The organism is Ferrimonas sediminum (genome assembly GCF_900100175.1).
Lineage (GTDB): Bacteria > Pseudomonadota > Gammaproteobacteria > Enterobacterales > Shewanellaceae > Ferrimonas > Ferrimonas sediminum.
Window position 1 is genome coordinate 412,778 of record NZ_FNEM01000002.1, and the last position, 12,789, is coordinate 425,566.

13 protein-coding genes are annotated in these 12,789 nt (G+C 57.3%); 2 read left to right on the plus strand and 11 right to left on the minus strand.

Features of this window, described 5'->3' with window-relative positions:
- Window positions 1–15: 15 nt before the first annotated feature.
- From BLT77_RS04130 to BLT77_RS04155, 6 genes are all read right to left on the minus strand, one after another.
- Window positions 16–537, minus strand: a complete 522-nt coding sequence (locus tag BLT77_RS04130; protein WP_090362508.1) for a prepilin-type N-terminal cleavage/methylation domain-containing protein — start codon at window positions 535–537, stop codon at window positions 16–18.
- Between the two features lie 63 nt (window positions 538–600).
- A complete protein-coding gene (gene rraB / locus BLT77_RS04135; RefSeq protein ID WP_035416282.1) occupies window positions 601–954 on the minus strand; it encodes a ribonuclease E inhibitor RraB in 354 nt (117 codons plus the stop codon).
- A 37-nt stretch (window positions 955–991) separates the two neighbouring features.
- Window positions 992–1,729, minus strand: a complete 738-nt coding sequence (locus tag BLT77_RS04140) for a 1-acylglycerol-3-phosphate O-acyltransferase (protein WP_090362510.1) — start codon at window positions 1,727–1,729, stop codon at window positions 992–994.
- 91 nt (window positions 1,730–1,820) lie between these two features.
- Window positions 1,821–2,462, minus strand: a complete 642-nt coding sequence (locus BLT77_RS04145) for a CatA-like O-acetyltransferase (protein ID WP_090362512.1) — start codon at window positions 2,460–2,462, stop codon at window positions 1,821–1,823.
- A gap of 119 nt (window positions 2,463–2,581) precedes the next feature.
- On the minus strand, window positions 2,582–4,837 hold the full coding sequence (gene parC, locus BLT77_RS04150; RefSeq protein ID WP_090362514.1) for a DNA topoisomerase IV subunit A: 2,256 nt from the start codon (window positions 4,835–4,837) through the stop codon (window positions 2,582–2,584).
- A gap of 5 nt (window positions 4,838–4,842) precedes the next feature.
- Entirely contained in the window at window positions 4,843–5,919 is a 1,077-nt protein-coding gene (locus BLT77_RS04155; RefSeq protein WP_245709862.1) for a PQQ-dependent sugar dehydrogenase, read from the minus strand.
- Between the two features lie 476 nt (window positions 5,920–6,395).
- On the opposite strand from BLT77_RS04155, the gene BLT77_RS04160 reads away from it, so the two are divergent.
- Entirely contained in the window at window positions 6,396–6,734 is a 339-nt protein-coding gene (locus tag BLT77_RS04160; RefSeq protein ID WP_090362518.1) for a hypothetical protein, read from the plus strand.
- Window positions 6,735–6,794: 60 nt separating this feature from the next.
- Here the strand turns inward: BLT77_RS04160 and parE are convergent, their stop codons facing one another.
- From parE to nudF, 5 genes are read right to left on the minus strand one after another with little or no spacing between them, the layout of a single operon-like run.
- Window positions 6,795–8,687 (minus strand): DNA topoisomerase IV subunit B, encoded by a 1,893-nt coding sequence (gene parE, locus BLT77_RS04165; protein ID WP_090362521.1) that lies wholly within the window; start codon window positions 8,685–8,687, stop codon window positions 6,795–6,797.
- Window positions 8,688–8,744: 57 nt separating this feature from the next.
- Window positions 8,745–9,320: a YqiA/YcfP family alpha/beta fold hydrolase gene (locus BLT77_RS04170; RefSeq protein ID WP_090362524.1), complete on the minus strand. Its 576-nt coding sequence runs from the start codon at window positions 9,318–9,320 to the stop codon at window positions 8,745–8,747.
- Between the two features lie 11 nt (window positions 9,321–9,331).
- On the minus strand, window positions 9,332–10,156 hold the full coding sequence (cpdA, locus tag BLT77_RS04175; protein ID WP_245709863.1) for a 3',5'-cyclic-AMP phosphodiesterase: 825 nt from the start codon (window positions 10,154–10,156) through the stop codon (window positions 9,332–9,334).
- An 8-nt stretch (window positions 10,157–10,164) separates the two neighbouring features.
- Window positions 10,165–10,599, minus strand: coding sequence for a DUF1249 domain-containing protein (locus BLT77_RS04180; protein WP_090362531.1), 435 nt, complete (start codon window positions 10,597–10,599; stop codon window positions 10,165–10,167).
- On the minus strand, window positions 10,592–11,221 hold the full coding sequence (gene nudF, locus BLT77_RS04185) for an ADP-ribose diphosphatase (RefSeq protein WP_090362534.1): 630 nt from the start codon (window positions 11,219–11,221) through the stop codon (window positions 10,592–10,594). The genes BLT77_RS04180 and nudF overlap by 8 nt, the downstream gene beginning before the upstream one ends.
- A 213-nt stretch (window positions 11,222–11,434) precedes the next feature.
- Between nudF and tolC the strand changes: the two genes are divergently transcribed.
- Window positions 11,435–12,748, plus strand: a complete 1,314-nt coding sequence (gene tolC / locus BLT77_RS04190; protein WP_090362537.1) for an outer membrane channel protein TolC — start codon at window positions 11,435–11,437, stop codon at window positions 12,746–12,748.
- The last annotated feature ends 41 nt before the right edge of the window (window positions 12,749–12,789 follow it).

Here is a 12,789-nt window from a genome sequence, read left to right on the forward strand (position 1 = left end):
AGCCACTCACTATAGCTATAAACGCAGCACCTCTCCAGAAAGGCTGTTGTAATGAAATCTTAGGCTGGTGTCGGACAACAGGGTGTAGCGGCAACTCTGGCTGCCGGTGTATTCGGACCGATAGGTGGCCAACTCTTTGGATACGGCCGGTGAGCGGCTGTCGGAGGCACTCCAGACCCCTTGTTCGGTATCGAGGATGGTGTCCCACAACAGCAGGCAGTCGTGTTCATTACCCACCGATTTGGTGCCGCCCCCCTCCAGGCTTCCCACAGGAAAGCCCTGAGCGTTGTAATCAACACTATTGTACTGGGCATCATCGGAGCAACGCAGATTTTCCTGCTCTCTGTCGCCACCACGAAGGCGCCAGCACAGGTGGCTCTGGTTGACGGCCTGGTGAAAGGCGGCAAAGGTGGTCTCGAACACCGCCGTTTCAGATTCGGAACTGAGGTCAATAAAGCGCGGAGCGGCGACAACCGCCGTAATGGCAAGGAGGAGGAGCACCACCACCAATTCGATTAACGTAAACCCTTTGTTCATTCGCCCTCCCTGGCGCTTAAACGCAAGCGCCTTCACCAGCGCCTTAGAGTAACACCTGAATAATTACTCTACAAAGTAGGTTCCCCAGCCGTCATATTGAACACCGTGCTTTTCGGCAAGCTCAATCAGAGTCTTGGCATCGCTGTTCAGGCGTTCAATATCGAGCTTGTGCTCAATAATGGCGTCAAAGGCAAACACGGTGGCGCCGTCATCCAGCTCCAGTTCTTCGGCGTCATCCACCTCAAAACCGGCCTTAAAGGCATCCACCGCCGCCTTCTCCAGTTTGTCAAAATTGGCACCGGAAAAATGATGCTCGATGGTGTAGTCGGCATCGGGGTTGGAGCCGTCTTCCAGCAGTGCCTCGACAATATCCTGATTCTCTTGCAACTGCTCCTGAACCAACTCTTCAATGGTCATCGCCATCTCCACTAATAAACAAGTTTAGGCAATTATATCAGGCTGGCGTCGCCTTAGCTCCAGTCAGGCTCAACGCTTCCTGGTTCAGTTCATTGAGACGCTGCTGCATCCGCTGATACACCTCTTCAGCCAGCTCGCGGACGTGCTCGCGGCCATAGCCCTTGGTAGGGATCGGCTCCAGAGTCTCAACAATCACCACCCCGTTATTTTTCTGGTTCAGGTGAATCCCCTGCTGATTGGAGGCCACCACAGGCACAATCGGGACTCCCGCCTGAATGGCGGTATGAAACGCTCCGGTTTTAAACGGCAGCAGACCCCGGCCACGTGAGCGGGTACCTTCCGGGAAAATCCATACTGACAGGGATTTAGCGGTGATCTTCTCCGCGGCCTGTTGCAGGGTTCTCACCGCCTTGGAGCGATTGGCGCGATCGATAAGAATGTTGCCGGTCAGCCAGTACAGCTGGCCGAAAAACGGAATCCACTTCAGGCTCTTCTTACCCATGGACACGGTTCCCGGAGGCACCGAGCCGGTATGAGTAAACAGGTCGAAGTTATTCTGGTGATTACTGACGTACACCACCGGCTCGTCACTGCCGGTCTGGTGGCCCCGGTGGATCACCTTGATGCCCAGCACCGGCGCGACACTGGAAAACACCTTGGCAGTGTAGTGGACATTATTCCGGTGAAACGGGCGCAGCAGGCACAACAGCATCCCCATCAGGGACACCAGCACCAGCAACACCGATAAAGTCAATGAACGCAACAGCAGCAACATCGGCGAATCTTTCTCCTCAAATCAGGGGCGCCCAGTATAGGCAACTCCCCTCGCCGAAACAACGAATTCGTTACAACTGTGCGCTCAAATTTTAAACCCAGTTTTGGCAATCATCGAGACGTTGCTGTAATTGCTGATAAAACTGGCCTGCATGCAAGCCGTCGGCAATGGCGTGGTGAACCTGGAATGCCAGCGGCAACACCACTTTTTTGGGCTGGATGTCGTATCGACCCCAGGTGATCCGCGGCACCGAGTCCGCCGGACTCAGGGGCATGGGGTTGGTCATCTGGGTAAAACGTACCCAGGGCAGGCAGGACATAAAGATGGCGTCATCATCACTGTCATCCTGGTCTGAAAACAGCTCTGGTCGCCGCTGCGAGCTCAGCGACTGCTCGGTCATGGCCCGGGAGAATGTCGGAAAATCCTCGCTGAACGCCACCCGGGTAAAGCGCACCTGCTGGTCCTCACCCAACGACGTGAGACCGGCGTTGACCCTGGGGTGCTCCAGCACCTGCTGGCCCCGAATGCGCCAACGCATCCAGGGTAACTCATTGGCCACCGTCATAATGGCGTGGCTGATGGCGTGGTATACCGATACCTGCCGGGACTGCCCCAGTTGATGCAGGGTGGTGATGTCCACGTCGGCACAGAGGCTGAAATAGGGCTGGGCCAATTGATTGAAAAAGCGAAACTGCTGGGCACGAGGCCAGGTTTCCATGTCGAGGTACTTCATATATCCCTGTCTGAAACGGGCTGGCCCAAGGCCAGCAATAACGGCGCCCTTATGCTACCTCCATCCCACAGATATTCCACAACAAAAAACGGAACCTGTACGGTTCCGTTTTGTCACTGTCAGTCCAGAACCAACTCCAGGTTATCAACCCGCTGCAGTCCCCTGGGCAGTTTGTTGCCCCGGCGGCCCCGCTCCCCCTGATAGTGCGCCAGGTCATCCGGCTTCAGGGTCAGCTTGCGTTTGCCCGCCCACAAGGTGACCGCGGCCAATGCCGGCACCACCATCAGATGCTTGACGAACTCTTCGCGGTTTTTGACCCGCTCGGTGGGAATGCCGATGATCTTGTTGCCCTTACCCTTGCTCAGTACCGGCAGTTGCGCGATAGGGAACAACAACATCCGTCCCTCGGTAGTGATGGCCAGCAGGCGATCGCTGGCCTGATCCGCCACCAGAGCCGGCGCCACGACCCGGGCCCCAGACGGCACCGTCAGCAAAGCTTTACCCGCCTTATTACGGCTGATCATATCCTTCAGCGCACAGACAAAGCCGTAACCGGCATCGGTGGCCAGCAGGTACAAGGCCTCCGGATCCCCCATCATGGTATGTTCCAGCACCTCGCCGGCCACCAGATTGAAGCGCCCGGACAGGGGTTCGCCCTGACTGCGCGCCGATGGCAGAGTGTGGCTGTCGGTGGTGTAACTGCGACCGGAGCTCTCCAGGAAGATCACCGGCTGATTGCTACGACCACGGGCATGGGACAGATAGCCGTCTCCGGATTTGTAGCTGAGGGTCTGCGGATCCACCTCATGGCCCTTGGCCTGTCGAGCCCAGGCTTTCTGCGACATCACTACGGTGATCGCTTCGGTGGGCATCAGTTCGGTCTCACTCAACGCCTTGGCTTCTCCCCGCTCCTGCAGCGGGCTGCGGCGGTCATCGCCGTAGGTGGCTGCGTCCGCCAGCAGCTCTTTTTTCACCAGCGTCTTCATTCGTCGCTCGGAGGACAGAATCAGTTGCAGCTTATCGCGCTCGGTGGCCAGCTCATCCTGCTCGGCACGAATCTTCATCTCTTCCAGCTTGGCCAGGTGGCGCAGCTTCAGATCCAGAATCGCTTCCGCCTGCTTCTCGCTGAGGCCAAAGTGCGCCATCAGCACCGGCTTGGGCTCATCCTCATTGCGAATGATGGCGATCACTTCATCGATGTTCAGGAATGCAATCAGCAAGCCATCAAGGATGTGCAGTCGGGCCAGAATCTTATCCAGACGGAACTGCAGCCGTCGCCGCACCGTCTCCAGCCTGTACTCCAGCCACTCGGACAGGATGGTTTTCAGCCCCTTGACCGCCGGGCGCTGGTCCAGGCCCAGCATATTCAGATTGACCCGGTAGCTTTTCTCCAGATCCGTGGTGGCAAACAGGTGGGCCATCACCTGCTCCAGATCGACCCGGTTAGAGCGGGGCACCACCACCAGGCGGGTGGGGTTTTCATGATCGGATTCGTCACGGAGATCGGTGACCATCGGCAGCTTCTTGGCCTGCATCTGGGCGGCGATCTGCTCCAGAATCTTGGCGCCGGACACCTGATGCGGCAGCTCGGTGATCACCACCTCGCCCTGCTCAATACGATAGACCGCCCGCATCTTGATGGAGCCTTTACCGGTGGCGTACAGCTTGGCGATGTCAGCCTGCGGGGTAATGATCTCCGCCCGGGTCGGATAATCCGGCCCTTTAACGAAGGTCATCAGTTGTTCCAGATCGGCTCTGGGGTTGTCCAGCAGGTGAGCACAGGCGTTGGCCACTTCACGGGCATTGTGAGGCGGAATATCGGTAGCCATACCAACGGCGATGCCGGTAATGCCATTGAGCAAAATGTGCGGCAGTCTCGCCGGCAGGGTTTTCGGCTCCTTCATGGTGCCGTCAAAGTTGACGCCCCAGTCGACGGTGCCCTGTCCCAGTTCACCCAGCAACACTTCGGAAAACTTAGACAGACGGGATTCGGTATAACGCATTGCTGCAAAAGACTTAGGATCGTCGGCGGCACCCCAGTTGCCCTGGCCATCCACCAAAGGGTAGCGGTAGCTGAATGGTTGGGCCATCAGCACCATGGCCTCGTAGCAGGCGCTGTCGCCGTGAGGGTGGTACTTACCCAGTACATCGCCCACGGTTCGGGCTGACTTCTTATATTTGGCGGTGGCCGACAGTCCCAGCTCACTCATGGCATAGATGATTCGCCGCTGTACCGGCTTGAGGCCATCACCAATGTGGGGCAGAGCACGATCCATGATCACGTACATGGAGTAGTTCAGGTAGGCCTCTTCGGTGAAAGCGTGCAGCGGCCGCTGCTCAATGCCTTCCAGGCTCATTTCAGTTGCATCACTCATTGTCATTATCTATCCGCGTGGGCCGGCGAGTCGGTGTACGTCAATTTGTAAACTGCACCATTATAATCGTCAGAAATCAAAAGCGAACCGTCTGGGTGCTCAAGAAAAGCGACCGGACGGGCCAAAGGTTGTTCTCCATCAAGCCAACCGTCAATAACTACTTGATACTGAGGCACTCCCTGCTCGTTCACTCGCAACATGCTCACCCGGTAGCCCACCTTGCTGCTGCGGTTCCAGCTGCCGTGTTCGGCGATGAACAACGCCTCCCGGTACGGCGCGGGAAACTGACGCCCCCGGTAGAAGTGCACACCCAGGGGGGCAACGTGAGCCTGCAGCTCAAACCAGGGCGGCTGAAATGCCGCCCGTTGGGCATCGGAGGTATGAAACTGCGGATCTGGTACATCTTTGCCATGGACAAAGGGGAAGCCAAAATGGGCCCCCGGGGTCGTGAGGCGGTTGATCTCATCCGGCGGTGAGTCGTCACCCAGATGATCCCGGCCATTGTCAGAGAAAAACAGCTCACCGGTGCGGGGATGAAAATCAAAACCGACGCTGTTCCTCACACCGGTGGCCAGCACCTCATAGTGCCCCTTCTCCAGATGCAGGGCCAGCAGACTGGCATAGGGCCGCTCCCGGTTACAAACGTTGCAGGGGGCGCCCACCGGCACGACCAGGCGGCCAGCCGGGTCGAAACGGATGAACTTCCAGCCATGATGAGAATCACTGGGCAGGCCGTCAAACGCCACCTCATAAGCGGGCGCCAGCAGGTTGGCCTCGATGTCATCGAAGCGCAGAATTCGATTAACCGCCGCCACGTACAGCGCCCCGTCGCGAAATGCGACTCCAGACGGCATAAACAGGCCTTTGGCAATGACGTCGCGGGTTTCGTAGTCACCGTCGCCATCGAGATCGCGCAGGGCATAGACCTTGCCCTCCTTGCGGCTGCCCACAAACAGGGTTCCCTGGGCGCCCCAGGCCATCTGCCGGGCATTGGGCACTCGATCCGACAACAACTGCAGCGAAAACCCCGGCGGCAACTGCACGGCCGACACCATGGCCGACCACAGCCACAGGCTCATCATCCCCATTCCCCGCATAGAACACTCTCCTTTTGTCACTGTGACCAAACTAGTGCAACCCGCCGGTGAAAGAAAGCCGTCCGCCCACTTAGCGCCCCAAGTCCAGTGCATTAATTCGCTCATTTGATGAATATGCATACATGCTCAGGCTGAACCTGCTGACGGCTTTTTTTTATCGGTATGTTAAGAAAAAACCAACCACAGATAACCAGCATTGCGTTTCCCGATCGGCAGATCTTCAACATTTATTATAATTGGAAGGTTAACATCAATAATTTCTGATTATTTTGCAATTTTTCCGAGTCACAAAAAACCACAAAAACGTGACCGCAACCACCATCACAAGCTGAACCCAGTGACCGCAAGCACAGAAAGGAAGGTTAAAAAAACCGCAGATCCATTAGTGTGAGCTGGTGACAGAATCCGCCAACTCCGGTTTGCTATTAATACGCCAGCACTCAACAAGGTGGGTAAAAACCATGCAAAGCGTAATCAATACATTAGATAAAAACAGCCCTTCAACGCCGCGCCGCCCAAAACTGGAAGATCTCGTCAAAGACAGCGGCTGGGTCAATGAAACCACCGCCGTTACCCAAGAACCCGACGGCAGCCTGGTGCACTGGCGCATGCCACTCCATCAGGTGGTGGCAGCCCGTCTGTCCTACCCGGCCAAATCCCTGCGCAGCGAACTGGGAGGCAGCTTTTCCAAATGCGTAGTGCAGGTCGCCCATGAAAAGCGTGAGCTGGCCGAGGACTGGTCCAGTGGTGTAGTCAGCGCCCTCAATTTTATGGACTGCAAAAAGCGCACCGCCTGGTAACCCCTACCGATCGAAAAGGGCCGCCGTTGGCGACCCTTTTCTGGTGACATCCCGGCGCAATCAGTTCTCCAGTGCCGCCAGGTCGCCCTTGCTCTCCAGCCAACTCTTACGGTCGCCGGCCCGCTTTTTCGCCAGCAACATGTCCATCAGCGCCTCTGTCGCCTGTTGATCGTCCACGGTCAACTGCACCAGGCGACGGGTGTTGGGATCCATGGTGGTTTCCCGCAACTGTCCCGGGTTCATCTCACCCAAGCCCTTAAACCGGGTCACCTGCACCTTGCCGCGCTTCTTCTCGGCGGCGATGCGATCCAGAATGCCCTGACGCTCGCTGTCATCCAGGGCGTAATGCACCTCTTTACCCACATCGATACGGAACAGAGGCGGCATGGCCACGTACACGTGTCCGTGCTCCACCAGGGTGCGGAAGTGCTTCACAAACAGGGCACACAGCAGGGTGGCGATGTGCAGACCGTCGGAGTCGGCATCGGCAAGGATGCACACCTTACCATAGCGCAAACCGGACAGATCCTCGGAGTCCGGATCCATGCCCAGGGCGATGGAGATGTTGTGTACCTCCTGAGACGCCAGCACCTGGGAAGCATCGACCTCCCAGGTATTCAGTATTTTGCCCCGTAGCGGCATGATTGCCTGAAAATCCCGATCCCTGGCCTGCTTGGCACTGCCGCCGGCGGAGTCCCCCTCCACCAGAAACAGCTCCCCCCGCATCGGCTCGGTGGTGGTGCAATCGGTCAGCTTTCCGGGCAGGGCTGGACCCGAGGTGATCTTCTTGCGGGCCACTTTTTTGGCTTTTCGCAGGCGCGTCTGGGCACTGGAGATACAAAACTCGGCGATCGCCTCTGCCTGCTCGGTGTGCTCATTGAGCCACAGACTGAATGCATCCCGCACTACGCCGGAGATGAATGCGGCGGACTGACGGGAGGACAGACGCTCCTTAGTCTGGCCGGCGAACTGGGGATCCTGCATCTTGGTGGACAGGATGTAGCTGACCCTGTCCCAGATGTCTTCCGGTGCCAGCTTGATGCCTCTTGGCATCAGGTTGCGAAACTCGCAAAACTCCCGCAGCGCCTCCAGCAACCCCTGGCGCAGACCATTAACGTGGGTGCCTCCCTGCGCGGTGGGAATCAGGTTGACGTAACTCTCGGTGATCGACTCACCGCCTTCCGGCTGCCACACCAGTGCCCAGTCAACGGCTTCATTGTTGGCAGAAAATGCACCGGTAAACGGGATTTCCGGCAGCATCGGCCACGACTTGACCGAGTCATACAGGTAGTCTTTGAGGCCATCCTCGAAGTACCACTCGGTCACTTCGCCGGCAACCTTATTGTCAAACTTGATTCTCAGCCCCGGACACAGCACCGCCTTGGCCCGCAGCAGGTGGGTCATTCTCGCAACCGAGAAGTTGGCGGAATCAAAGTAGCTGGGATCCGGCCAGAAATGAACCCGGGTGCCGCTGTTGCGGCGACCACAGGTGCCGGTTACCTCCAGATCCTGAACCTTATCCCCGTGTTCAAAGGCGATTTCATGCACCTGACCGTCGCGGCGGACACTGACCTCAACCCGGGTGGACAAGGCATTCACCACCGAGATCCCCACCCCGTGCAAGCCGCCTGAGAACTGATAATTCTGGTTGGAGAACTTACCACCGGCGTGCAATTTGCACATGATCAACTCGATCCCCGGGACCCCCTCTTCCGGGTGAATGTCCACCGGCATCCCCCGGCCATCATCGATCACTTCCAAAGACTGGTCTTTATGAAGGATGATCTGAATGGAGCTGGCATGGCCGGCCAGGGCTTCATCAACACTGTTGTCGATCACTTCCTGCCCAAGGTGGTTGGGACGGGTGGTGTCGGTGTACATTCCCGGACGCCGCTTAACCGGCTCCAGTCCATTCAGAACCTCAATGGCATCAGAGGTATATTGAGTTGTCATCTAGGGATCCAATTCGATTTTACTAAGGGTCATAGTACAGAGTGCGATCACTGGCAATCAAGCCAGTTCCAGGAACCGGCAGGCGTCGGGCAACTGCCGCTCAAAATTCACAAAGCTGTGGTCACCGCCCGCCTCCACCACCATCTGACAATGGTGGTACTTATCGACGGCTTGGCGATAATCGAGCACCTCATCGCCGCTTTGCAGCAGCACCAAAAACTGCTGCGGCTCGGTAATCACCTGTGTGTCCAGCGCCTTAAGCTGGGTCATATGCTCAGGAAGCACTTCAAAGTGCTCCTGGGTATAGGGGTTCTGTTGTGGCCCCAGATACTCCTGCAGCAACTCATAAGGACGCACCGCCGGGTTGATCAACACCGCCTTTCCGCCGTGCTTCTGAGCCAGGTAACTGGCAAAGTATCCTCCCAGGGAGCTGCCCAGCAATCTCAGGGGCTCTCCCACCGCCACCGCCGGAGCCACCAGAGCCTCCAACTGATCCATGGCATCTGTCGGGGTAGTCGCCAGCCTGGGGATCGCCAGGGGCTCGTGCGGATGATGGCGCTCCAGATAACGCCGCACCTGCATCGCCTTTTCAGATTGAGGGGAGCTGTTGAAACCGTGGATATAGAGCAGCATAGGTCCCTTGCCTAATAGCCCGATGCAGTCCTGTCCGGTTGGAACTGATCACCAGGCAAACGTTTCACTTGGGTGTCGATGCTACCATCGGCACCCAGGGTCAGCAAACGGTAGCCCGGTTGCAGGTGGTCCAGGGTAAAGTCATGGCAATGGGGGCGAAACTGAATCGAGGTCGAGGGCGCCGCCATCATTCGAATGCCACCAACGCGTTGATCCATCTGCTGATGCACGTGTCCCCAGATCACCCCTTTAACGGTCTCGAACCGCTGAATCAATGCATTAAACTCAGGTCCGTTGTCGAGACGGTGCTGATCCAGCCAGGTACAACCGGTATCCAAAGGGTGGTGATGCAGGGCGATCACCGTGTGGTAAGCCGAGGAATGGGTCAATACCGCTTCCAGCCACTCCAGCCGGTGATGGTTAAGGTGGCCGCCCGGCAATCCCAGTACCGTGCTGTCGAGCTGCAACAGCTGCCAACGGCCGAGGATGATACGCCGATCGAGCATGATGTCACTGCCCGCCAGCCCCTGCTCCATGCGGTCGAAGGCATCGTGATTGCCCGGCAGGGCGGTCGCCGGCAGGCCCAGTTGACTCACGGCGTCCGCAAAATTTCGGTAGGCGCCGATACTGTGATCCTGGCTGATGTCACCGGAGGCGATCACCATATCGATCGGCTCCTGTGCCACCTGTTTCAACACCGCCTCGAAGCTGTTCCAGGGATTCAGGCCCAGAAACTCCGCCCCTTTATCGGCAAACAGGTGGGGATCAGAAATTTGTGCGATGCAAACATCCTGCCTGTGGGCAGGGAACGTCAATGCCTTGGCTCGAACACTCAAGGGCCGGTTTACTCCCTAACTACAGCCGCCATCGATTTCAGCCGGTGGGGCGCTAAACATTCCAATATCTCGGCCAGAAACAGGTTAGTCTGGAACCTGTCCCGAGCAAGTAACAATTTGGCAGTCTTCCAATCATATACCGGCCACAGTCCAGAGATCTGTTGACCACTTAACACTTCTGCAAGCTGAGCATCGTGGTACATCCTAACCGACATCGTCGGCAGAGTCAGCCAGGCGCTGGAAGGCAACCAGCGCTGAATCTGTAAAACCTGGGTGTAGCGAGTTTGTTCCAGCAAACAGAAGCCCAGCTCCACATTGGGCGCCAGGTTCAGGTGCCAGTGCTGCCCTTCTGACACGGTCTCGGGTACCAGAGGCAACAGCCTCAGGTAGTTGCGGCCATAGAGTGCATGCAGCTTTGCCAGCGAGTGGCGGCCTTTAGCCATGGTCGATTCGGTGCTCCAGTTTGTGACGATTCAGCTCAAGCCATTGTAGCCCAATCACGCTGCTGGCATTGTCTATTCTTCCCTGCTCGACCCATTGATAGGCGTCGGCGCGGGGCAACACCAACACTCGAATGTCTTCATGTTCGTGGGACAGTCCGTGTACGCCGGACGCCTGGTCGCTGTCTACCTCTGCCAACACCAGGAACAGCCGCTCCGAACTGCCTCCGGGAGAAGAGAGATGGCTGCCCACCTGGGTCAGTCTGCTGGCACGGAGGCCGGTTTCCTCCATCAGCTCTCTGGCCGCGACCTCAAGCACCGATTGCCCATCGTCCATCATTCCAGCCACCAACTCGTAGAGCCAGGGGGAATCGGCATTGCCGATGGCCGGCACCCGCAGCTGTTCAATCAGCACCACCCGATCCCGAACCGGATCGTAAGGCAGCACCACCACCGCATTACCCCGCTCAAACACTTCCCGAGTCACCGGCTCACTCTGACCGCCCTCAAACAGCGGATGACGCAGCGTCAGCTCAACCACCTTGAAAAAGCCCTGGTACACCACCTTTTTGTCCAAAATATCAATACTTTCAACGGATAACTGTGTCGGTACGGCGTTATTCATCACTCTCCCCTGTGTTTGGTGAATTGTTGCAAGCTGTCTGGTTCCATAACCTGTTACACTTATCGAAGTAAAATGATTGACTTACCTAGGCTCAATTCAGTTTACTAAGCTTGTCAAAGTCAAGGTCGTCTTGGGAATAGCGGGTTTTCCCAGCCCGGAAATATAGCTTGCCATAGGTGCAGGCTAGCTTTGTATTTACTTTAAGGATTTGAAATGCGATTCAAATTTCGTGCAATGACCATTGCGCTTGGCCTGGCCAGTGCGACCCTGCCAGCCCAAGCGGACGATCTGTACCAGATCTACCAACAAGCTCTTACCAAGGACCCGGTACTGCTGCAAGCCAAAGCCACTCGGGATGCGGCGTTCGAAGCCATCGATCAAAGCCGAGCCTCGTTGCTGCCACAAATCAGTGGCTCATTGGGCTACGGTTTCAACTGGTTTGATGATTTGGGCGAACAGACCGACGACGGCGGCAGCGGCAACGCTGGTCTGTCGTTGAACCAGAGCATCTACGACCACGCCAACTACGTCAATCTGGCGTTGTCAGAGAAGAGCGCCTCTCAGTCCGATGCCAACTACGCTCTGGCGGTGCAGAACCTGGTGGTCCGTGTGTCTCAGGCCTATTTCGACGTGCTGTCGGCCCAGGATGCCCTGGAGTTTGTTCAGGCCAACAAACGGGCCATTGAGCGCCAGTTGGAACAGACCAAGCAGCGGTTCGCCGTAGGCCTGACGGCCATTACCGATGTGCATGAAGCACAGGCGCAGTACGATCTGGCGGTCGCCGAAGAGATCAACGCTCAAAATACGCTGGAAAACAGCTATGAAGGCCTGCGTGAAATCACCGGCATTCCGCACACCGATCTGGCGGTACTGGACACCCAGCGTTTCAGCCCGTCCACACCGACCCCCTCCACGCACGAAGCCTGGCTTGCCCTGGGTGAAGAGAGCAGCCTGGAGCTGTTGAGCCGTCGTCTGGGTGTGGACATCGCCAAAGAGCAGATCAACCTGGCCAAAACCGGCCACCTGCCAAGCTTGGGCCTGAGCGCCGGCGTGACCAAGTCATTCAGCGAGGACGATCGGATTGGCAGCATCAGCAATGACACCACCGGCAATGTGGCGTTGCAGCTGAGCGTACCGATTTTCCAGGGTTTCTCCGTCAGCAGCCAGGTTGAACAGGCGAAGTACAACTTCGTGGCTTCCTCCCAGGCACTGGAGGAGTCCCACCGCTCCGTGGTACGCAGCCTGCGTAACAGCCTCAACAACGTCAACGCCTCCATGAGCACCATCCGTGCCTATGAGCAATCCGTGGTCTCTGCGGAAAGCGCCCTGAAAGCCACCGAAGCCGGCTTTGAAGTGGGAACCCGGACCATTGTTGAAGTGCTGACCTCCACCCGTCAGTTGTACAGCGCCAAGCAGCAGCTTGCCGACGCCCGTTACAACTACATTCTGGCGGTGCTGTCACTGAAACAAGCGGCCGGCACCCTGAGTGCAGAAGACGTGCAGATGATCAACAAGGGTCTGAAATAAACCCAGGTTCATCACCCACAAAAAAACCGCCCGAGGGCGGT